This is a genomic window from Comamonas sp. C11, from assembly GCF_024496285.1.
Taxonomy (GTDB): Bacteria; Pseudomonadota; Gammaproteobacteria; order Burkholderiales; family Burkholderiaceae_C; genus Comamonas; species Comamonas testosteroni_F.
In genome coordinates this window covers 4,910,703-4,931,993 of sequence record NZ_CP101743.1, presented here as the reverse complement: position 1 = coordinate 4,931,993, position 21,291 = coordinate 4,910,703, and the positions used below count along the sequence as shown (strand labels likewise).

At 59.1% G+C, this 21,291-nt stretch carries 18 protein-coding genes, 2 tRNA genes and 3 pseudogenes; 9 read left to right on the top strand and 14 right to left on the bottom strand.

Annotation, left to right across the window (positions count from 1 at the left end):
• Positions 1-23 precede the first annotated feature (23 nt).
• Positions 24-929 carry a LysR family transcriptional regulator gene (locus NOX35_RS22760; RefSeq protein ID WP_182284527.1) on the top strand — a complete coding sequence of 302 codons (906 nt, stop codon included), beginning with the start codon at positions 24-26 and terminating at the stop codon, positions 927-929.
• Between the two features lie 139 nt (positions 930-1,068).
• Here the strand turns inward: NOX35_RS22760 and NOX35_RS22755 are convergent, their stop codons facing one another.
• The 7 genes from NOX35_RS22755 to NOX35_RS22725 all read right to left on the bottom strand — a co-directional run bounded on the left by NOX35_RS22755 (position 1,069) and on the right by NOX35_RS22725 (position 7,717).
• A complete protein-coding gene (locus tag NOX35_RS22755; RefSeq protein ID WP_182287301.1) occupies positions 1,069-2,238 on the bottom strand; it encodes an MFS transporter in 1,170 nt (389 codons plus the stop codon).
• A gap of 374 nt (positions 2,239-2,612) precedes the next feature.
• Positions 2,613-2,689: transfer RNA gene (locus NOX35_RS22750), tRNA-Met, on the bottom strand.
• A 129-nt stretch (positions 2,690-2,818) separates the two neighbouring features.
• Positions 2,819-2,895: transfer RNA gene (locus NOX35_RS22745), tRNA-Met, on the bottom strand.
• Between the two features lie 73 nt (positions 2,896-2,968).
• The gene (locus tag NOX35_RS22740; RefSeq protein WP_179626843.1) at positions 2,969-3,748 is read right to left on the bottom strand and encodes an enoyl-CoA hydratase; all 780 of its coding nucleotides are present in this window, start codon (positions 3,746-3,748) and stop codon (positions 2,969-2,971) included.
• Positions 3,749-3,844: 96 nt separating this feature from the next.
• Positions 3,845-5,662, bottom strand: a complete 1,818-nt coding sequence (locus NOX35_RS22735; RefSeq protein WP_256494815.1) for a M61 family metallopeptidase — start codon at positions 5,660-5,662, stop codon at positions 3,845-3,847.
• A 94-nt stretch (positions 5,663-5,756) separates the two neighbouring features.
• Complete coding sequence (locus NOX35_RS22730; protein ID WP_182284525.1) at positions 5,757-6,464, bottom strand: DsbC family protein; 708 nt, start codon at positions 6,462-6,464, stop codon at positions 5,757-5,759.
• 128 nt (positions 6,465-6,592) lie between these two features.
• Positions 6,593-7,717, bottom strand: coding sequence for an FAD-dependent monooxygenase (locus NOX35_RS22725; protein WP_182284524.1), 1,125 nt, complete (start codon positions 7,715-7,717; stop codon positions 6,593-6,595).
• A 163-nt stretch (positions 7,718-7,880) separates the two neighbouring features.
• Between NOX35_RS22725 and NOX35_RS22720 the strand changes: the two genes are divergently transcribed.
• The 3 genes from NOX35_RS22720 (at position 7,881) to ychF (ending at position 10,571) form a co-directional block, all read left to right on the top strand.
• Positions 7,881-8,768, top strand: a complete 888-nt coding sequence (locus NOX35_RS22720) for an MOSC domain-containing protein (protein WP_182284523.1) — start codon at positions 7,881-7,883, stop codon at positions 8,766-8,768.
• Positions 8,769-8,875: 107 nt separating this feature from the next.
• Positions 8,876-9,199 carry a hypothetical protein gene (locus tag NOX35_RS22715; RefSeq protein ID WP_182284522.1) on the top strand — a complete coding sequence of 108 codons (324 nt, stop codon included), beginning with the start codon at positions 8,876-8,878 and terminating at the stop codon, positions 9,197-9,199.
• 274 nt (positions 9,200-9,473) lie between these two features.
• A complete protein-coding gene (gene ychF / locus NOX35_RS22710) occupies positions 9,474-10,571 on the top strand; it encodes a redox-regulated ATPase YchF (protein ID WP_182284521.1) in 1,098 nt (365 codons plus the stop codon).
• A 588-nt stretch (positions 10,572-11,159) separates the two neighbouring features.
• On the opposite strand, the gene NOX35_RS22705 is transcribed toward ychF, so the two are convergent.
• Both NOX35_RS22705 and NOX35_RS22700 read right to left on the bottom strand, forming a co-directional pair.
• Entirely contained in the window at positions 11,160-11,528 is a 369-nt protein-coding gene (locus tag NOX35_RS22705) for a DUF1428 domain-containing protein (protein WP_256494814.1), read from the bottom strand.
• Positions 11,529-12,457: 929 nt separating this feature from the next.
• On the bottom strand, positions 12,458-12,712 hold the full coding sequence (locus NOX35_RS22700) for a hypothetical protein (RefSeq protein ID WP_256494813.1): 255 nt from the start codon (positions 12,710-12,712) through the stop codon (positions 12,458-12,460).
• Between the two features lie 200 nt (positions 12,713-12,912).
• On the opposite strand from NOX35_RS22700, the gene NOX35_RS22695 reads away from it, so the two are divergent.
• Positions 12,913-14,145, top strand: a complete 1,233-nt coding sequence (locus tag NOX35_RS22695) for a DUF4382 domain-containing protein (RefSeq protein ID WP_256494812.1) — start codon at positions 12,913-12,915, stop codon at positions 14,143-14,145.
• 335 nt (positions 14,146-14,480) lie between these two features.
• Here NOX35_RS22695 and NOX35_RS22690 read toward each other — a convergent pair whose 3' ends face one another.
• The gene (locus tag NOX35_RS22690) at positions 14,481-14,723 is read right to left on the bottom strand and encodes a heavy-metal-associated domain-containing protein (protein ID WP_182284518.1); all 243 of its coding nucleotides are present in this window, start codon (positions 14,721-14,723) and stop codon (positions 14,481-14,483) included.
• A gap of 69 nt (positions 14,724-14,792) precedes the next feature.
• On the bottom strand, positions 14,793-15,374 hold the full coding sequence (locus NOX35_RS22685; protein WP_256494811.1) for a cupin domain-containing protein: 582 nt from the start codon (positions 15,372-15,374) through the stop codon (positions 14,793-14,795).
• A 661-nt stretch (positions 15,375-16,035) separates the two neighbouring features.
• On the opposite strand from NOX35_RS22685, the pseudogene NOX35_RS22680 reads away from it, so the two are divergent.
• Positions 16,036-17,077, top strand: a pseudogene (locus tag NOX35_RS22680) (IS481 family transposase).
• Between the two features lie 59 nt (positions 17,078-17,136).
• Here the strand turns inward: NOX35_RS22680 and NOX35_RS22675 are convergent.
• The 3 genes and pseudogenes from NOX35_RS22675 to NOX35_RS22665 all read right to left on the bottom strand — a co-directional run.
• Positions 17,137-17,562, bottom strand: a pseudogene (locus tag NOX35_RS22675) (transposase); the annotation flags it as partial.
• 141 nt (positions 17,563-17,703) lie between these two features.
• Positions 17,704-17,931, bottom strand: a pseudogene (locus tag NOX35_RS22670) (IS5/IS1182 family transposase); the annotation flags it as partial.
• Between the two features lie 269 nt (positions 17,932-18,200).
• On the bottom strand, positions 18,201-18,794 hold the full coding sequence (locus NOX35_RS22665; protein WP_182284517.1) for an HD domain-containing protein: 594 nt from the start codon (positions 18,792-18,794) through the stop codon (positions 18,201-18,203).
• A 626-nt stretch (positions 18,795-19,420) separates the two neighbouring features.
• Between NOX35_RS22665 and NOX35_RS22660 the strand changes: the two genes are divergently transcribed.
• The 3 genes from NOX35_RS22660 (at position 19,421) to NOX35_RS22650 (ending at position 21,221) form a co-directional block, all read left to right on the top strand.
• Positions 19,421-20,074: a cytochrome b/b6 domain-containing protein gene (locus NOX35_RS22660; protein WP_182287300.1), complete on the top strand. Its 654-nt coding sequence runs from the start codon at positions 19,421-19,423 to the stop codon at positions 20,072-20,074.
• Positions 20,071-20,853, top strand: coding sequence for a molybdopterin-dependent oxidoreductase (locus NOX35_RS22655; protein ID WP_182284516.1), 783 nt, complete (start codon positions 20,071-20,073; stop codon positions 20,851-20,853). Before NOX35_RS22660 ends, NOX35_RS22655 begins: the two co-directional genes overlap by 4 nt.
• Before the next feature lie 83 nt (positions 20,854-20,936).
• Complete coding sequence (locus NOX35_RS22650) at positions 20,937-21,221, top strand: hypothetical protein (RefSeq protein ID WP_256494810.1); 285 nt, start codon at positions 20,937-20,939, stop codon at positions 21,219-21,221.
• Positions 21,222-21,291 lie beyond the last annotated feature (70 nt).

Below are 21,291 nucleotides of genomic sequence, written 5' to 3'. Positions count from 1 at the left end.
TTCATCTAAGAGATATTCGTTTAATGGATATATCAGGTCTGGATCTCAATCTGTTGCGTGTTTTCGATGCGGTGTTCCGCCACGGCAGCGTCAGCCGCGCTTCGCAGGAGCTGGGTCTTTCCCAGCCCGCAGCCAGTCAGGCGGTGACGCGGCTGCGCCATTTGCTGGGCGATCCGCTGTTTGAACGCATGCATGGGGGAGTGCGCCCCACGCCGCGTGCCGAGCGGCTGGCTCAGGCGGTAAGAACTGCACTGGCAACGCTGGAGGTGGCTTTGGCAGAGGCACACAGTTTTGATCCCTTGCAGGCGAATCAGTGCTTTCGCATTCACCTCAGCGACATCGGCGAGGCGCGCTTCTTGCCACCACTGATGCAGGCCTTGAGAGGCCGGGCGCCCCATGTGCAGCTGGAAACCCTGCCCATGCCCATGGGCGAGATTGCCGATGCACTGGATCGCGGTTCGCTGGATATCGCCATCGGCTTTCTGCCTGGTGTGACGGGCACGCAGCAGAAGGTGCTGCTGTCCGATCACTACGCCCTGCTGCTGCGTCAGGGGCATCCGGTGCTCAAGGATTTGAAGACCGAGAGGCTGAGTGCTGAACATTTGCGCGGGCTCGACTATGTGGCGGTGCGCTCGCATTCCGAGACGCTGCGCATTCTGCGCAAACTCGATTTGCAGGATCAGGTGCGGCTGTCGGCGGCCCACTTCATGGCCGTGCCTTCCATCGTGCATCAGACGGATCTGGCCGTCATCATGCCCGCCGAGATTGCCGAGACCTTTGAAGCACAGGGCGGATATGTGGTGCTGCAGGCCGATCTGCCAGAGAGTGCTTTCGATGTCTCTCTGCACTGGAGCTGGCGCTTTGCGCAGGAGCCCGCGAACCAGTGGCTGCGGGAATTGGTCAGCGAAGTGTTCGGGCAGCGCAGATAAGGTGCTCAGCCCCACACATGTCCACTTCGTGTGGCCGCTGACCCTGCGCCGGGCTCCCACGTGAGGGGCCCCGGCGGCAATAAAAAAGCGCCAGGCTTTAAGGCTCTGGCGCTTGATGGATCTGCAATGGCAGCTATCTTTAATGAAGCTCCTTGCCCTTGAGTTCGGGAATCAGAAAGACCGTGGCCAGCATGTCCAGCACATAGATGGCGGCCAGCAGGGCAATGGCCACCTGGAAGGAGTAGGCCATGGCCAGCGCACCGATGACGACCGGGCCCAGGCCGCCGACGGCGCGACCGATGTTGAACAGCACGTTCTGAGCCGTGGCGCGGGCCTCGGTGGGATAGGCTTCGCTGATGACGGCGCCATAGCCGCCCATCATGCCATTGACGCACAGACCCATGATGGCTCCCACCCACAGCATGGCCGTGGCATCGGTGAGCTGGGAATAGGCCAGCACCGAGATCACGGAGCCGACCTGGAAGATCAGGAAAGTGGGCTTGCGGCCGATGCGGTCGGCCAACTGGCCGAAGACCCAGATACCCAGCGACATGCCGACGATGGTGACGGCCGTCCACACCGACGACTTGGTCAGGCTGAAGCCCATCTGCTTGGACAGAAAGCTGGGCATCCAGATCATGATGCCGTAGTAGCCGAAGTTCTGCACCGAGGTCAGCACGATCACGCCCAGGCTGATCTTGCGCGTGGCCTTGTCCTTCATCAGCAGCTTCAGGCATTGCATGGCCGAGGGCTGCTCTTTCTTGCTGCGTGCCACGAACACTTCGGGCTCATGCAGCTTGTTGCGGATGACCCAGGCCACGACAGCAGGAATCACGCCGACCAGAAACATGCCGCGCCAGCCGATGGAGGGCAGCAGCAGCGGGGTCAGCATGGCTGCGCCCAGCACGCCGAGCTGCCAGCCCAGGGCCACATAGGACGAGACGCGTGCGCGATGGCGTGCGGGCCAGGCCTCGGCGGCCAGTGCCATGCCGATGCCGAACTCTCCCCCCAGGCCGATACCGGCGATGGTGCGGTAGATCAGCAAGTCCCAGTAGCCTTGTGCAAATGCGCATAGACCGGTAAAGACGGCAAACAGCACGATCGTCCAGGTCAGCACGCGGATGCGGCCGTATTTGTCGCTGAGCATGCCGAAGACGATGCCGCCGAAGACGGCGCCGATCAAGGTCCAGGTCACGAGAGAGCCGGCCTGGCCGGGCGTGAGGTTCAGGTCCTTGGAGATGGCCGAGAGCATGAAGCCAAGAATCAGCAGGTCAAAGCCGTCCATGGCGTAGCCGACGGCCGAGCCCATGAGTGCTTTCCAGCTGTATCCGTTGACTTCTGTTGGAGCGGCGGGCGCGGCTATGCCTGCCACGGCGCCTGTGGTTTGTGTGGTCACGGGAGAGTCCTTGAGCGAAGACGGACTTTGGGTGCCTGCAGGCCGGCTTTTGCAGAAAAAAGCAGGTCCTCGCTGGGCGCAAGACCAGCGCGCGGGCACGCAGCGTGCGTGCAGCATCCTTGAGGTGCAACGGGCACGAAAAAGTCCTTGAAGGGGAGGTTTGAGCGGCTGGAGCATGGCGGCGCGGACTGCGTTGATTTCTGCGGGGCAGAAAGGGCAGTGCGGCGCAATGTCGCCTCTGTAAAAAGCGAAAAGCCCCAGTTGCGTGAGCAACTGGGGCATGGATTTGGTGGTCGTAGCGGGACTCGAACCTGCGACATCAGCATTATGAATGCTGCGCTCTAACCAACTGAGCTATACGACCGACAGCCCGCAATTGTATAGGAAGAAATGGCCTTGGCAGCCAAGTTGGGAATTTTTGTGCGCAGACTGCAGCGAGCGTTGCGACAAAGAAAAAACCGCAGTGCTTTTGCAAACACTGCGGTTTCCTGTCTGGTGGTCGTAGCGGGACTCGAACCTGCGACATCAGCATTATGAATGCTGCGCTCTAACCAACTGAGCTATACGACCGAAGACAGCGATTATATGCAAAAAATAGCTGCTTCAAGCGGTTTGCTGAAATTTCTTGCGAAAAATCTGGTGCCTACTGATGGGTGAAGTTGGCGGGGCGCTTGTTCACAAACGCGTCCATGCCTTCCTTCTGGTCCTGGGTGGCAAACAGGGCATGGAACAGGCGGCGCTCGAACATCACGCCATCGGAGAGGCCGCTTTCGAACGCACGGTTCACGGACTCCTTGGCAGCCATCACGGCCAGCTGAGAGAAGCCGCTGATGATGATGGCGGCGCCCAGCGCCTCTTCCATGAGCTTGTCAAAAGGCACGACGCGGCTGACCAGACCGGCGCGCTCGGCCTCGCTGGCATCCATCATGCGGGCGGTCAGAGCCATGTCCATGGCCTTGGATTTGCCCACGGCGCGAGGCAGGCGCTGCGTGCCGCCGGCACCAGGGATCACGCCCAGCTTGATCTCGGGCTGGCCGAACTTGGCGTTATCGGCAGCGATGATGAAGTCGCACATCATCGCCAGCTCGCAGCCGCCGCCCAGGGCAAAGCCGCTGACGGCGGCAATCACGGGCTTGCGGATGCTGCGAATGGTTTCCCAGTTGCGCGTGATGTAGTCGCCGCCATAGGCGTCGGCAAAGCTGTACTTGGCCATGGCACCGATGTCGGCACCAGCGGCAAAGGCACGTTCGCTGCCGGTGATGATCATGCAGCCAATGCTTTTGTCGGCATCGAACTTCCTGAGCGCATCACCGAGTTCGTCCATGAGCTGGTCGTTCAGGGCGTTGAGCTGCTTGGGACGGTTCAGCGTGATGACGCCGACTTTTTCCGCTTCCACGCGGACTTCGATGGTTTCGTAGGCCAAGTTTGTCTCCTGCTAAAGAATGAATGGCTGCTGCCAAGAATAACCGCTGAGTCTGGCTGCCGGCTGTCGCACAGCAGCGCCACTTCGGGGCCGGGCTCAGGCCGCAATGCCCGCCAGCCAGCGCTCTGCGGCGGCCTTGTCGCTGATTTCGAGCCCCAGATTGCTGATGGGGCTGGCGCTATCTGCATCCTCGCTGGCGGCTTTGGCGAGCAGGCCGCCCGTGTTCAGCGTCAGCTGCAGAATCTGCTGGTCGCGTGCTACCCAGGCCGTGAGCTGATTGGAGCCGGCCGCGTACAGCTGCACATCGTCCAGTTTGCTGATGCGCCAGCGCTGACCATAGGCCTCGACGGCCAGCCATTCGTCTCCAGCCATCATGCCTGCCTGCTCGGCAGCGCCGCCGCGCAGCACGGTCTTGATCTGCACGCTATGGTTTTCCTGGACACGCAGACCCAGTTTCTGCGCCAGCTGTGCGGGCTCGGCCTTGCTATTGATGCCATGCCGGGCCAGCAGCTCGCGCAGCGGCAGGTCCTCGGTGGAATGCACCCAGGTTTGCAGCTGTCCGGCAATCTCGGGGTTGCCCACTTTGCTGACCACGGCCAGCACATCGGCTTCGCTGATGGGGCCGCCTTCACTGCAGCGCCACAGGCTGCGCATCACATCGTCCAGGCTGCCCGTACCGTTGGCGCGCAGGGCCAGATCCAGGCACAGCGCAACCAGCGAGCCCTTGGTGTAGTAGCTGACCGTGTGATTGGCAGTGTTCTCGTCCTGGCGGTAGTACTTGACCCAGGCGTCGAAGCTGGACTCAGCCACGGACTGCACCAGACGGCCCGGCGTCTGCAGCACCTGGTTGATGGTGCGCGTGACGAGCTTGAGGTACTGGCTGTTGTCCAGCAATCCGGCGCGGCGCAGGAACAGATCGTCGTAGTAGCTGGTAAAGCCTTCAAAGAACCACAACAGCTCGGTGTAGTTCTCCTGCTCGTAGTCGTAGCGGGCCAGTTCGGCCGGGCGCAGGCGCTTGACGTTCCAGGTGTGGAAGTACTCGTGGCTGATCAGGCCCAGCAGGGTGTTGTAGCCCTCGCCGGCCTTGGCCTCTGCCTTGCGCGGCAGATCGCGGCGGCCGCAGATCAGTGCCGTGCTGTTGCGGTGCTCGAGGCCGCCATAGTTGTCATCGACCACATTGAGCATGAAGACATAGCGATCCATGGGCGGCTGGCTGCCGTCGGCATGCCAGAAGGCGATCTCGGCCTCGCAGATCTTTTGCGTATCGGCGAGCAGGCGCTCGCCATCAAAGCTGGGCGCGGCACCGGCCACCACGAATTCGTGGAGCACGCCTCCGGCTACAAAGCTGCCACGCCAGAAGCGCCCCATCTCCACGGGGCAGTCCACCAGCTCGTCGTAATGGGCAGCCGTGTAGAGGCCGAAGCCGTTGGCATCGACTTGCGCGGGCGTGAGGCCGGTGGCCACCTGCCAGTCCTGCGTGGCGGGGCTGCCGAGCAGCTCCAGCGCATGGGGGCGGTCCTCCTGACCATGCACGCGCAGGCACAGGCTGGTGCCGTTGAAGAAACCACGCCGGCGATCCAGCCAGGCCGTGCGCACCGAAGTGTCATAGGCGCAAATCTGATAGCTGATAACGCATGCTGATCCTGCGTTGCAGGCAATTTCCCATTGATTCTTGCTGAGCTGTTGCACGGTCACGGGCTCACCGTTCTGCGTGGCCTTCAAGCCCTGCAGATTCTTGGAAAACTCGCGCACCAGATAGCTGCCAGGAATCCACACCGGAAGCGACAGCAGCTGCTGCGCCGCAGGCCGGGCGATATGCAGCTGCACATCGAAAAGATGGGCGTCCACCGCGCTGGCCTGCACGGCGAAGCGGATGTCGGGGCGAATGCCGGATGCGTTGAGAACAGAGGTCATGGCAGCTCCAGAAATGCGGGCCGGAGCATGCGAACCTAGCGCAGCGCGCCTGAAACTGCATCAGGTGTGCGCTGCTCCGGCAATGAGACAGAGATTACTTGGCGGCGGCCAGGTGCTTTTCGACCTCGGCAGCCGAGATGGCGCCGGGCACACGAACATTGTTGGAGAAGATCACGGTGGGGGTGCCGGTGATCTTGTACTTGCGGCCGAAAGCCAGATTGCGCTGGATGGCGGCAGGGTCACACTGGGCGGCAGCGGCATTCTTGCTGTTCAGCATCTGATCCTGCCAGGCCTTGGCCTGATCCTTGGCGCACCAGATATTGCGCGACTTTTCGGCCGAGTCCGGGCTCAGGATGGGGTAGAGGAAGAGGTAGATGGTGACGTTGTCCACGCTCTGCAGGTCTTTCTCAAAGCGCTTGCAGTAGCCGCAGTTCGGGTCTTCAAACACGGCCATCTTGCGCTCGCCCTTGCCATGCACGATGGTGATGGCGTCCTTGATGGGCAACTGCTTGAAGTCCACGGCCGTGAGCTGGGTCATGCGATCTTCGGTCAGGTTGCGGCGCGCCTTGGTGTCGATCAGCTCGCCCTGAATCAGATAGTTGCCCTTGGCATCGGTGTAGAAAATGTCCGTGCCCACGCGGACCTCGTACAGGCCGCTCATGGGGGTGGAGCGCACCTCGTCGATTTTTTCGAGCTGGGGAATGCGCTCGGTCAGCGTCTTCTTGAGGTTGGCGTCCTGGGCGTGCACGCTCAGGCCGAAGGTCAGGCTGGCGGTGGCCAGCAGGCAGGCAGCAAGTTTCATGGAAGATGTCGTGCGCTGCAGTGCGCTGCAGCGTGGAAAGAATGAGTTCGGCTGCCATCCACTATGCATGGACGGCAGGGCTGATGCTTGGAGTACGGACTGAGTCAAGGGTTCCCTGAGCCGTCTTCTCAGAGCAGACCCATGGCCTGCTTGGCCATCCAGGACTTGAGCAGGCCGCTGCGCTCGAAACCCTTCATGCCCCAGTTGCGCAGCATCTGCACCGGCACTTCGGGGCGGGCAAACAGCTGCTGCAGCCCGTCCATGGCCAGGCCCATGGGGGCCAGAGATGCCTTGCGCTCACGCTCGTACTGGCGCAGCAGCTTCAGATCGGCGGGGCTGCGCCAGTAGTCGCGCTCCTGAAGGATGCGTGCCAGAGTCTGCACATCGCCCAGGCCCAGGTTCAGACCCTGGCCGGCCAGCGGGTGGACGTTGTGGGCGGCGTCACCTGCCAGCACCCAGCTTTGTTGGCTGTTCCTGTCCAGCGGTCCGCACCAGCGGTCGGCCACTGCCTGCTGCAGCGGCCAGGTGGCGCGCTCGGCCACCAGCTCCAGCTGGCCCAGCGCATCCTGGCTGATGGACTGCAGGCGGGTGGTAAAGCTTTCTTCGTCGCTTTCCAGCCAGTCAGGCACCAGCGATTGCTCCAGCGACCAGACAACGGCCACTTCCTGACCGTCGGGTCCGCCCAAAGGCAGAAAGGCCAGAATCCCTTCGGGCGTGAACCACTGGCGTGCAATGCCGCCATGGGGCAGCTCGCAGCGCAGGCGTGTGGCAATTGCGTGTTGGGAATAGGGCGTGACGGAGAACTCCACGCCGAATTCGCTGCGTGAGCTGCTGTGGCGGCCTTCGCAGACGGAGGTGAGGGCTGCCTCTACGGGTTCCGCGACGATCTCCACCTGGGGCTGATATCGCACGGCCTCGGCCAGGCGCTGTTCCAGAGCAGGCACGTCGACGATCCAGGCCAGGGCCTGCACGTCCTGGGACGCTGCATTGAACTGAACCTGGCCGTCGAGATCGCCAAACACCTGCATGCCGAGCACGGGTGTGGCGTCCTCGTCGTCAGGCCAGCAGCGCAGCGACTGCAGCACGGCCCTGGAACTGGCATTGAGCGCATAGGCACGCACATCCTTGTGCTGTGACCTGGCCTGCGGCGGCACCACCAGCGCGACACGCAGACGCTCACGCGCCAGCAAAAGAGCCAAGGTCCGGCCCGCAATGCCGGCTCCACGAATACATACATCAAAGGTTTGCGCCATGTCCGGCATTGTAGGAGGCGCGGACAGGGCCTGCGCTCATAGAGGAAACCTCAGGCCCGTTGACCACCCGTTGCGGGCAACTATGTTGTTGATAGCGGCCTGCGGATGTCGGGCAAGGGATTGGCGGCAAAATGATGAAGAATCCGTAATCGAAGGAGATGTGATGACCGACACCGCCTATGACGTGCAGGGCCGGATTGCCGAACTGTGGATCTACCCCGTCAAATCCTGCGCCGGTATTGCCGTGCCGAAGGCCGAGCTCTCGCGCCATGGCCTGCAATGGGACAGGCACTGGATGGTGGTCGATGCCAATGGCGATTTCTTGACCCAGCGCAGTCATCCGCGCATGGCGCTGATCCGGCCCGAGATTACGGATGAATACTTGCTGCTGCATTTTCCGGGTATGGACAGCTTGCAGATTCCTTTGCTGGTACAGGGCGGCAAATGCCGTGCGCGGGTCTGGAAGGATACGGTCGATGCCTGGGACCTCGGTGAATGGGCCGCACCTGCACGCTGCTGGCTGAGTCGGGCTCTGGCGGAGGACTGCCATCTGGTGCGCTTTGATAGTTCGCAACCGCGTCGGGCCAGCGAACGCTGGGTGGGCGATAGCGATGCTCCTGTGCATTTTGCCGACGGCTACCCTTTGCTGCTGCTCAGTCAGTCGGCCGTGGACGAGCTCAATCAGCGACTGACGCAGGCCGGTGAGGCAGCTGTCGATGCGCGGCGCTTTCGTCCGAATATCGTGATTGCCGATATCGAGGCCCATGACGAAGATCGAGTGGAACAGCTGGAGCTGCCCCAGTTGCCCGGTCTGAGCCTGCTGCCCTGCAAGCCCTGTACGCGCTGCCCGATTCCCGATATAGATCCCGACACTGCCATACCCGGCGCGGCAGTGGGTGATTCAATCTCCATTTATCGCCAAGATCCGCGTGTGGATGGTGCTATTACTTTTGGTATGAATGCCATAGTGCTGGGTTTGCCGGACGTTGCGGATGCCGTAGCAGAGCTGGCTGTGGGCCAGCAACTGGCGGGCAATCTGCGCTTTGATTGAGGGTGTAGGCCTTTGACCCTCTAAGACCAGGGGCATACCTGTAATAGTGATGCAGCAGAACCAGTGTCCAATAAAGCCATTGGCAGCAGCAACGAGGGGAGGGCGGCATGGCTGAATTCAAATCTGGCGATTTCGTGGTTCTCACCGGGAGCAGTGCTTTTGCCGGAAAGATCGCTCGCCTGACTTTTCGTGCCCCTGACAGAGATTTCTGTCTGCCGGACGGTCATGGCCATATTGGCTGTGAGGCCGGAGACTGGGTGCTGGAGTTTGCCCAGAAGGTGCCCGCCTTGATGCGCAACTGTCGGACTCCCTGCATGACCAAGTATCTATGCAGTCCGCAGTCCCAGTTCCGACGGCTGGAGGAGACTGCCGGGCTGGAGCAACTGTTTGGCCCCATGCGACAGAGTTCGCTGGCGTTGACCGCTGATTGATCCGACATTTCCCGGATTTTTTCTCCCAAGCCTGTCTTTGCGCAGGCTTTTTTGCCTTCTGGCCGGAACGGCGGCGCAATCTACCGCAGATGAGCAGAGATTGCCGGGTCATTACAATCGGGGGCTTTCCGTGGCCAAACCGGGACAAAACTCTGGGTGAACAGAGTGCCTATGGGTCACGCTTCAAAAGAACCGGATTCGCGACGATGCGGATCGGGCACTTCCGCCACATGGGTGTGGTGCCGGGTAGTGCATTGATACATAAGGAATTTCCATGAGCCTCAAATGCGGCATCGTGGGCCTGCCCAACGTGGGCAAGTCCACTCTTTTCAACGCCCTGACCAAGGCCGGCATCGCCGCCGAGAACTATCCCTTCTGCACGATCGAGCCCAACACCGGCGTGGTGGAAGTGCCTGATCCGCGCCTGGATCAGCTCGCCGAGATCATCTCGCCTGAACGCATTGTTCCCGCCATCGTGGAGTTCGTGGATATCGCCGGCCTGGTGGCCGGTGCCTCCAAGGGTGAAGGTCTGGGCAACCAGTTCCTGGCCCACATCCGCGAAACCGACGCCATCGTCAACGTGGTGCGCTGCTTTGAAGATCCCAACGTGATCCACGTGGCCGGCAAGGTGGACCCGATTTCCGACATCGAAGTCATCCAGACCGAGCTGTGCCTGGCCGACCTGGCCACGGTGGAAAAGGCTCTGAACCGCTACAGCAAGGCCGCCAAGTCCGGCAACGACAAGGAAGCCGCCAAGCTGGTGGCACTGCTGACTCCCATTCAGGAAGCCCTGAATGAAGGCAAGCCCGCCCGTGTGGTGTCGGTGTCCAAGGAAGATGCGCCCCTGCTCAAGCCTTTCTGTCTGATCACTGCCAAGCCCGCCATGTTTGTGGGCAACGTGTCCGAAGACGGCTTTGAAAACAATCCTTTTCTGGATCGTCTCAAGGAATATGCAGAAGCTCAGGGCGCACCCGTGGTGGCCATCTGCGCCAAGATCGAGGCCGAAATGGCCGAGATGGAAGACGAAGACCGCGATATGTTCCTGCAGGAGCTGGGTCTCGAAGAGCCTGGCCTGAACCGCCTGATCCGTGCAGGCTTCAAGCTGCTGGGCCTGCAGACCTATTTCACCGCCGGTGAAAAGGAAGTGCGTGCCTGGACTGTGCGTGTCGGCGCTACGGCTCCCCAGGCTGCGGGCGTGATTCACGGTGACTTCGAGCGTGGTTTCATTCGTGCCCAGACCATTGCCTTTGAAGACTTCGTCGCTTTCAAGGGCGAACAGGGTGCCAAGGATGCCGGCAAGATGCGCGCCGAAGGCAAGGAATACATCGTCAGGGACGGCGATGTGATGAACTTCCTGTTCTCTCCCAAATAAGCACGATTGACATGCACCCCGGCCACATTTGGATGCCCATGTGTGCCCAGGTGCTATCGTCATTGAAGGGCGCATCTGGCAGATGCCTGCGGCTGCATTATTGAATCAATCAGTGTCGCGGAGGTAGTCCAGCCCCGCTATCGAACACCAACGGGACGCAGTACAAGGCATCGCTCAGCTCCGGCTTTGTGCCGGAGGTGGCGATAGCCGGTATCGGCAAGTGGCGCATCAATCCAGCGAGGGCGGGCCGCTTCTGCTTGCTGAGCCCATCGGACTCAAATTCCCGGGGCGGCGGTACTGCCACAATTGCAGGTACAACCCACGGCAATAAGTAGCGGTTGACCGTCACGGCTCGTGGAGCTCATGACGCACAGCCCCTGCATGCCGTCACGCCACACCCATCAATCCCCAGGAGAGAATGCCCGGATGCGCAAGGGCGATGTCTTTATGCAGTCGCTCTGGACGCCGGCTAGCCATGGCTGGCGCGGGGATCACCGGGAAACCAGGCTGCATTGCATCAAGCAGCTGGTGAGAGGGTGATGTCGCCTGGGTTTGAACCTGACAGCTCAATGAGCTGAATATCAGACCTCAGGGCTTCACTTCGACGACTTGCTCGAAACCCCCAGAGATCATGCGCTTGCCGTCGAAGGGCATGGGCGGGTTACCGGGGGCGGATGGGTCCATGCGTGGGTCTTCCATCATCTTCTTCATGGCTGCGTCGCGCATGGCCTTGTCCGGCCATTCGACCCATGAAAAAGCCACTGTCTCCTCGGCTGTGGCCTGAACCGAGCGACGGAAGTCGGTGACTTTGCCATCGGGGACGTCATCTCCCCAAGCCTCGATCACCCTGATTGCGCCCAGCTCGATGAATATCGGGTCGAGCTTGCGCGCGTGCTCGATGAACTTCTGCTTGTTGGCGGTGGGGACAGCGATCACGAAACCATCGATATATGACATCTCTTCACTCCTGCTGAATTGACCGTTAGATGCGAAGCTAGCGCCGCATTCACAATGCCCGCAGGGCCGGTGGCTGCAGTGCTCTCAGCCTGGACTCCCTGGAGCTCGCAGATCACGCTCCAGCAATCCAGGCTGAGCATGGTCTCTCAAGATTGTCTGTGGTGACCGGGAATCTGAGCAGCCAATGCACATGCATCCTGCTCCTCAACTTGATGTCGGTCGATTGGCTCGCTGGGAACGTAGTGGCAGTTTTCGCGTCGATCGTAATGCAGCTCACCAGCGCAAAAGCTGAAGTTTGTGACAGACAGCTTCTGGCCGTCGGCAAGATCCGTTGCAGCCTTTGCTGCTGCCAGGACAACGCAGACATTGTTGAGCGGTATTGCAATCTTTCGTCATTCTTTCTTGTGTTCATCGAACATCAGCACCGGTGCCGCCTCCATGACCGCTTCAGATCAGGGACTGGCTATGGCTTTTCGCTGTGTCCTGAAAGTCTGCTGCTCGCTGTGTCGGACTTTGGGTGAATACAACAACTTTGTTGCGACCTGTCGTCTTGGCCTTGTACAACGCCCAGGTGCTGGCAGATTCGAGCGTTCCATGCAATATACGGGCTGAACACTGGGAGGCTCAGTGCTAGCAGTTGCCTTTCTTGGCTTGCCCAGGTGGGCACCCATGAGGATGAGGCTTTCTGTATCCGTCGTCGTAGTAGCCGTTCGGATACACGACACAGCCGCTGAGCAGCAAAGCTGTGGCGACCAGCGTTAGCGCTTTTTTCATATGAATCCTTTGGATCTTCCGTATGTCACAGAGAGATGCAGGGGACCTTGAGAACGATCGGCGGGATCTCGGTGGCGTCACTATTTCTTTTGCTCAGGGCCTGGAACTAGTCGTCGTGATTGATGCAGGCAACAGCGCCGTTCGGCCTCAAGGGGCTAGTCGTTCTGACCCAAGACGATCAGGACTGCACCGCTGAGGAGTAGCAGGACTGCCAAAGCTATCCAGAGCTCAAGGTTCGCGATGCTGCCCTGGGCATCCAGGGCAAATACTGCTGCACAAGAAAGTGCCGCACTGACCACCAGCAGTGTTCCCAATTTGCTGCGCAGCATGGCTTTTGTCTGTACTTCTCTATCAATGTTGTTCGATGGCGGCAATGCAGGCTTGGCATCCGAGCCTTCATGGACCCCCATACCTGAATCACCTTGACCATGTCCTATTTTCGGCGATGACCGTGGCATATGGAGGCAGGTTTCAATAGCTTTGTTACCGAAGGTAGAGCATGATTGGAGCTGCTCAGAGACCGGCTCGAATGCAGGGTTCTACGAGTCGTAACACTGTATCCAAGGGCACTCCTAGCATTGCGCTGTCTTTGTTTTCAAAAAGGTACCGTATGAGTAACTTGCATGGATTTCGGCCTGTCAAGGCCTTGTGCTGGACGGGTCTGGGTTTGATTGCTGCCGGCCTGGCAGCATGTGGCGGCGGTGGTGGTGGCGATAGCTCTCCACAGCAAGGCACGCTCAAGCTGGCCATGACCGACGCTCCGGCATGTGGCTACGACCATGTCTATGTCACAGTCACCAAAATCCGCGTGCATCAGAGTGCTACGGCAGCTACCACTGATTCTGGCTGGAGCGAGTTGACGATTCCTGCCCAGCGCATCGACCTGCTCGGCTTGACCAATGGGGTGCTGCAGGAATTGGGTTCGTTGCCGCTACCGGCTGGCAACTACCAGCAGGTCCGCTTGGTGCTGGCTGACAATCCTTCCAACCCGACATCTGCCAATCCGTTGGCCAATGCACTGGTGCTGTCGGGTTCGACCAACGAGATCGCACTGACCACTCCCAGCGGTCAACAAAGCGGCTTCAAGCTCAAGGCCAACTTCAATGTCACCGGCGGCCAGGTCGCCGATATGGTTCTGGACTTCGATGCCTGCAAGTCCATTGTCAAGGCAGGTAACTCCGGCAACTACAACCTCAAGCCCGTGGTGGCCGTCATCAAGCGGTTGACTACAGCAATTGTGGGCTATGTGGATCCTGCTCTGGCCTCCAGCGTCGTGGTGTCCACGCGCGACCCGGACAACAACCTGCGTGCCACCGTGCCCAACGCCACTACAGGCAAGTTCGTACTGGCCTACCTGCCGGAGAACACCAACTACACCGTCGTCGTTGCAGGCCAGAACCTGACCACCGCCGCAGTGACTGGCATTCCTGTCTCGATCGCTGCTGGCACTACCACGCTCAACGCATCGACGGCCCCCATTGCACTGCCGGCATCTGCTTCGGCGACTGTTGCGGGCAAGGTGACAAACACATCCAATACGCCTTTGACCGATGCTGATGTGAATGCCCAGCAGGTACTCGGCACAGGTCAGAGGCTTGATGTTGCATGGACTTTGGTTGATCCTGCCAATGCAAGCTACAGCCTGAACCTGCCATTGCTGGCACCCAACAAGGCACCTTACGTCGCAAGCGGGCCTTTGGCGTTCACTGCAGACACCGCTGCCGCAGGCAAGTACAACATCTTGGGCAGCGCTGCCGGCTACACCACTCAGACCACAGCGCCAGCCGTGACGCTGACAACCGCCAACAGTGTGACCACCAAGGATCTGGTTCTGGCACCTTGAGGAAAAAACTGGGCAATGGACCGAAATGCTGCTCGTAGCATTCCGGATCCATGTCCTGCTCGTGCTGTCGCGTGCTTCCCAGAATGAAAGCCGGCCTTTTAGGCCGCTTTCAATTCATCCCTGGAGGATCACCGGGGTTGCAATCGCAATATGAAGCGCCGGGAGTCATAACGAGCACGATGGATGCACCTGCACTTCAGGGGATGAACCGATCGCTTTGGCGAGACCCTTTGATCCAATCGGTCTCCTCATTATCCGAGTCGTCGTCGAAGCTCATGAGGGTGCCTCATCGCCACCGCAGCATGAACACCGGGATGAGCTGCCCGGCATTTGCATCAAGCAGTATTTGGGCCTGCATTGCCTGTCTGGGCGGTGGCCGGATCAATCAGCTCAGGCGTATACCCCGCATCCTGGATGGCTTCTGCAAACTCGGCGTCAGATGCAGTTCCCGATATCAGCACGGTTCGCTCCTTAAGCTCAAACTCGATACAGGCCTTGTCATCCATGGCCACAATTGATCGTTTGATGCGCCCCGCGCAGCCACCGCATGTCATATCGGTCACACGAAAAGCAGTCATTGCATGCTCCTTTCAAGGTTGTGAGTCAAGTCTCAACCCTGACATCATGAGAATGTCAAATGCCTTGTGTCAACGGTGCTGACCGGGAACGATGCCATCTCCATCTGCCAAGCTGTTCTTGATGCGCTTGGTCTGCACGAGGGGCACGCCAGCGGCCCCACCGAGAGCACGCTGGGAGTGCAACCTGGGTTTACTTGTGCGCCTTTGCGGATCATCTGCCGGATCGACGTAGTTCAGGTCGAATGGGCCTTCTCCGTGGATCTGGATCACTGTTGGAACCTTGAACATGGCGAAGTGATTGGTCTTGGCCGGAATCGAGCCGAAGCTGCCGGCTTTTTGGACTTTGAGTGCCTTCGAGTCCCACTTGTCGCCCATTCCGATCATGACCGTGCCCGAGATGACGGTCACGTTCTCGGCTTGGCTGTGCCAATGCGGCAAGACGCGATAGCCGGCGGGCACGGACAGACGCACCACATAAGGGCCGGGTTGATTGGGGTCACCTAGGAGTACCGCGAATTTGGCTCCTTTGGCGAGAACCGGAGGCGGTGCTCCCCACTCGACACCTTCGGTGCCGTGGATGGCCCAGGATGCCATAGGAATCACTGCCAGCGCGACGAGGCTGGCCGAGCGAGCGAACGAGAAATGAGACATCAGAGTCTCCTTGCGCGCGACCCATACACACCGCCGCTGACATCGCACGCGCCATCAGGGACGAGCCTCCTGAATTGGGCTGTGATGATCCGCCATGCGCACTTCACAGATGTTGACAGGAGGTATCAAAGCCTATTGCAGGCAGATTGGGTTTACAAGCCAAGCCAATGCTAAAGCTAATGTCTGTGTGTGCAGCTCACGGTAGCTGCCGGTTCTTGACAACCTGGGGCCAAGGGATGCCAGAGGTGGGGCACGGTTGCCAAGCGCGAGGTTGCAGAACCTGCAATTTGCTCCGGTATGCGGCGTCACAGGGTCTGATATGGAGTGAGGCCCTGGAATCAGCAGATCGCAGAATCGATTGACAACAACGGCACGTTTTGCGACTGTTACGCATCGACACAATGCAGTCGTGTGCCAGGAGACTGCTTTGCGATGTCATTGCTCGCATCTTCCAAGATATCGTGCAAATGGGGGCGCAAGGCTCTGGGGGCTTTGCGGCAGCACAACGCCAAACTCGGCGAGCAAGCCTCGAATGCGGTTAATGTGTAGAAGTTCAGACTTGATCTGACAGTGTGCCTTGCCAACAGGTGAGGTTTCCCGTTTTGATAAGGGTACGAATCTTTATCAATCCGGGCGCGCAAGCGCCCAACGGAGAAACCTCATGAATAGTTTCAACCAAACCATCATCCGGCACAAGGTCGGCCTGCTCAACCTGGCCAGCGAGCTGGGCAACATCTCCAAGGCGTGCAAAGTCATGGGCGTCTCCCGTGACACTTTCTACCGCTATCAGCATGCCCACGAAGAAGGCGGCGTCGAGGCCCAGATCCAGACTTCAAGGCGCAAGCCCAATCTCAAGAACCGGGTTGATGACGCCATCGAAGCGACCGTTATTACCTATGCCCTGGAGCAGCCAGCGCATGGACAGTTGCGTGCCAGCAATGAATTACGCCAGCGGGGCATCTTTGCGTCGCCATCCGGTGTACGCATCCATCTGGATGCGCCATCAACTGGCCAGCTTCAAACAGCGTCTGTCAAACCTGGAGGCCGAGGTCGCCAAGACTGGCGCTGTGCTCACCGAAGCCCAGGTGACAGCCTTGGAGAAAAAGCGTGAAGATGAGCTGGCCTGCGGAGAAATCGAAACCGCCCATCCCGGTTATCTGGGTAGCCAGGACACCTTCTATGTGGGCTCGATCAAGGGAGTCGGGCGCATCTACCAGCAGACCTTTGTGGACACCTATTCCAAATGGGCCGCTGCCAAGCTCTACACCACAAAAACGCCGATCACAGGTGCTGATCTGCTCAATGACCGGGTGCTGCCGTTCCTGGCCGAGCAAGGCATGGGGCTGTTGCGAATCTTGACCGACAGGGGCACGGAGTATTGCGGCAAGGCCGAAACGCATGACTACCAACTGTACCTAGCCGTCAATGACATTGAACACACCAAGACCAAGGTGCGTCACCCGCAGACTAATGGCATCTGCGAGCGATTCCACAAGACCATCCTGCAGGAGTTCTACCAGGTGACGTTCAGGCGCAAGATCTACCGGTCCATCGACGAGCTGCAAACGGATCTGGACGACTGGATCAATTACTACAACAGCCAGCGCACGCATCAGGGCAAGATGTGCTGCGGCAGGACGCCGATGCAAACGCTGATGGATGCAAAGGAGGTGTGGGACGACAAGGTAAAAGAGCTGAATTAATCTGACAGCCGTACCGTCCGAAACGGGAGCAACTGTCAGATCAGATCGGAACTTCTACAGTTAATGCATGCTGTGCGCTCCTCTTTGAACCCTTCGCGCAGCCGATGCACACACAGGATGCCCGGCTGCTCTGGAGTCTTCACGGGTACAAAGCGCATCTGAGGACGGCTGGCTGCCTCGCAAATGGCAGCCGCATCATTGGCATCGTTTTTGCCGCTCTTGCCCTGCATGCGATAGGGTGCAACCCGTGCCGCTGCCATCATGCGTGCATCCAAGCCCATGCACAGCAACTGCCGACACCAGTGGTACGCACCACCACAAGCTTCCATGGCCACCAGACACGCTGCAGGTAATGGCGCACACCATGCCAAGAACTCGCTGCGCTGGATGGCCCGGTTAGTGACCATCCGCCCTTGAGCATCGACTGCATGGACCTGCAGCACATTCTTTGCGAGATCTACCCCAACACGGACAATGGTTTGCATGCCACGACTCCTGATGAATGACGAAGAAATTGGCTTGCCGATCCATCGTGGCACTGCGTATCCAGCAGGCCAAGATGGCGGGAAGTCCTTCGTATTCAAATCCGTCCGAGGTTGAGTTACCCCCCCTGACCCCAGACGCAGCTATGCCACGGCCACTGTCTGCGGACGCCCTAGTTCAGTGAACCGATTGAGGATGGCTGCGCGGATGTGCAGTTCATTGGCTTGTCGTTCAAGGGCTCTGGACATCGCCCGCTCGCCCAGTCGTCTGATGCAGTTCATTTTGGTCTCCACCAAGCTTTTCCGGTGGTAATGGCTCCACACTTTCCACATCCTTCGACCCAAACGCCGGCATGCGGCGACAGCCGCATTGAGCACAGCTTCGTTGCGTGGGACTTGCTTGAGCAGATCGGCGATGACTGCAGCATCACTTACTTCATTGCTGGTCACGCAAATTGCCCTCGTCAGGGGGCCACGAGCCTTCAGGGTGGAGTTGTACTGCTTCCAGTCGGTAGTGCGATAACGTTTCTTGGGTGTGGGCTGGCTCATGCACCGAGCCTACAGGGCGCAGGCTCGGTGTTTGTGCAACAACGCCCTCTCAGACAAGAAAATGCCTTGCCGGCAAGTTGCGTGACGGCGGCCTAGAGCGATTGCTCAGGATTGCGGGAGGCTTCGGCCATTCTCTGGCGTGTGCCTTCGTCGAGGATCCCGCGTACCAATGAAAACAAAGGTTCGGCACTGGTGTGTTTCTGACCGTAGGTCAGGTTGAAACCGTAGTCGAAGTCGGCCGGATTGACCCCTTGATTGTGTTGAAGAATGGTCTCCAGCTTGTCCAGTGCCTTAACGGCTTTGGCTTCGGGCGATGCGGCATCCTCATACTCCTGCCAAAGAGAGAGGATCTCGGTTTGGTGCGACTTATCGAGAGAGCGTGTGAGATGCAGCAGGTCGGCCTTTTCCTGCTCGCTTTTGTCAGGATGCTGGTCTTTCTCGATGGCAGGAATGTCTCCGTGAATCGCTTCGCCCAAATCATGCACAAGGCACATTTTCAGCAGCTTGAGCATGTCCATGCCGGCCAGTTCGTCCTCGAATGTCATCGCCATCAGGCACAGGCGCCAAGTATGTTCGGCGGTACTCTCCGTCCTGCCTGTCGACGTGTGTGCGCTTCGGAGCACGCTCTTGAGCTTTTCCGCTTCTTGCAGAAAGGTCAGGCGACCCTTGATCTTGTCGATATCCATGCCCGATTCTATAAAGACCCGCATGTTCTCGGTCGTCGCATGTCGAAAACTCCTGCTGAAAAGCCAGGGAGGCCGGGAGATGAGCATTCGCGCTTGTCGAGAGCGGAGCTGCGGTCGCCTTGACTGCGCCCAGCTTTGAGTGAGAGCCGTGAACCGGTTGCTTCTGGCCTGATGCAGTCGATCATCATTGATCAGGCAACCCGAGCAATCCGCCTTAACCTGGTCAAGCTTGAAGCGCTCTCGCAACCAGGGGTGTCTGATGCCGACATCTAGCCGAGCCCAGTTGCTGAAAAGCAGAGCGACCGGCCAGTCAGTCGTCGCAGACATGGGTTCTGCAACCTTGCTCAACTGCGAATCCTCGACAGCCCTGTCGTTCAAGAGGAAGGGGGAGTGTGAGCCCTCGAGAAATAGGCTGGAAGCCTTTGGCCCTGGCTGTACTGCAATTGCCCTGAAGCATGGAGGCATGCATTCGGCAAGTTTGCAGAGTCCTACTGACAACAAAGGCAATTGCTGAGCACTTAGTGGAAGCAGCTCGATTCGTTTCATCAACGGCGCTTGCCGAACTATCACGATTTTTTGAACTTTCGGTGAGGACTTCGAGATCAGGTGCGCAAAACAATGCGCTCATGCCTTCTCCTGCACATCAACCGTCGAAGCGCAGCGCCACAGTTCAGCCGCTGTGGCTGCGCATGACCCACTGGATCAATGCACTAGCCGTGCTGGTCATGGTGATGAGCGGCTGGCGAATCTACAACGCCTCGCCCATTTTTGACTTCTTCTTTCCTGTTGGCCTCACTCTGGGCGGCTGGCTGGGCGGCGCACTGCAATGGCATTTCGCGGGTATGTGGCTGTTTGTGCTCAATGGACTTGCCTATCTGCTGCTCAATCTGTTCACGGGCAGGTTTGCGCGCCGCATGCTTGCCGTCACTGTGCGCGGCATATTGCGTGACACCTGGCTCGCACTGACGGCACGTTTGTCGCATTCGGACTTGAGTCACTACAACCAGCTGCAGCGCGTTGCCTACCTGTTTGCCGTTGCAGATTTGATATTGCTGGTGCTCAGTGGCTTGGTGGTCTGGAAGTCGGTGCAGTTTCCGCTGCTGCGCGAGCTTCTGGGTGGCTACGACATGGCACGACGCATTCATTTTTACTGCATGGCGGCCATTGTCTGCTTTGTTGCCGTTCATCTTCTCATGGTTTTACTGGTTCCGCGCTCTTTGCTCCTCATGGTGCTGGGCCGCCCGACGTTCCGCCCTGCGATCAAGGAGAGCACGACATGAGCACATCCCTCTGGCATCGGGACAACGGTGAAGTAGTGGTTGCCGAGGCTAGTCGTCTGATCGGCAGGCAGTTGTCGCAATCAACGCGTCGGCAGTTTCTGGCACGAGGTCTCACGCTGGGCGGTATCGGGCTGCTCAGTGGATGCAGCATCGACGACAACGCCACAGCAGAAGAGGCGCTCTCCCGGATATCGCGCTTCAATGATCGTATACAGGGCTGGCTGTTCGACTCGTCGCGTCTTGCACCCACTTACCCCGAATCCATGATCACCAGGCCATTTCCCTTCAATGCTTTTTATGCTGAAAGCAGGGTCCCGGAGGTGGATGGAGCCAGTTTTCTTTTGGAGGTCACAGGTCTTGTGGCCGACAGGCGCAGTTGGACGCTCCACGAGCTGCGCGCGCTGCCGCAGTACACGCAGGTCACGCGCCACATCTGTGTGGAAGGCTGGAGCGCCATCGGCAAATGGGGTGGTCCACGCTTTGGTGACTTTCTACGAGCAGTGGGAGCTGACCTCAGTGCCCGCTATGTAGGCTTTCAATGTGTCGATGACTACTACACCAGCATCGACATGGCGGCCGCCCTGCATCCTCAGACGCTGCTTGCACTCGACTGGGATGGACAGCCTCTGCCATCCAGATACGGCTTCCCGATGAAGCTTCGCATGCCTACCAAGCTGGGCTACAAGAATCCCAAGCACATACGGGCCATCTTCGTGAGCAACTCCTTCAACCGCGGCTACTGGGAAGACCAGGGCTACAACTGGTTCGGCGGTAGCTGAGGAAACACCTCTTCAATCCGATTTCTCCTGTTCCCACTTCGGCACATGCCGTCTTTTTCCACCTGAGCCAAGAAAGTACCATCATGAAACACGCATTCATCACCACCGCGCTTTCCATGTGTCTGGCATTGAGCGTCACTTCGGCCTTTGCAGCCGATGCGATGACCAAGGAGCCAATGGGAAGAGATCAAATGGGCATGGACAAGCCTTCCATGGACAAGGACTCCAAGCACAAGGATTCCATGAGCATGAGCAAGGGTGCAATGACCAAGGACGGAAAATCCTCTATTGACCACATGGGCAAGGACAAGATGAGCAAGGACGCCATGGGTAAGGAAGGAATGTCAAGGGGCACCATGAGCAAATAGCAAGCAGGGGAGCGGCAATAGCCGTCTCGACGCCTTGTCGCTCCCGACGCTCAGCCATGCTCGATTTTTG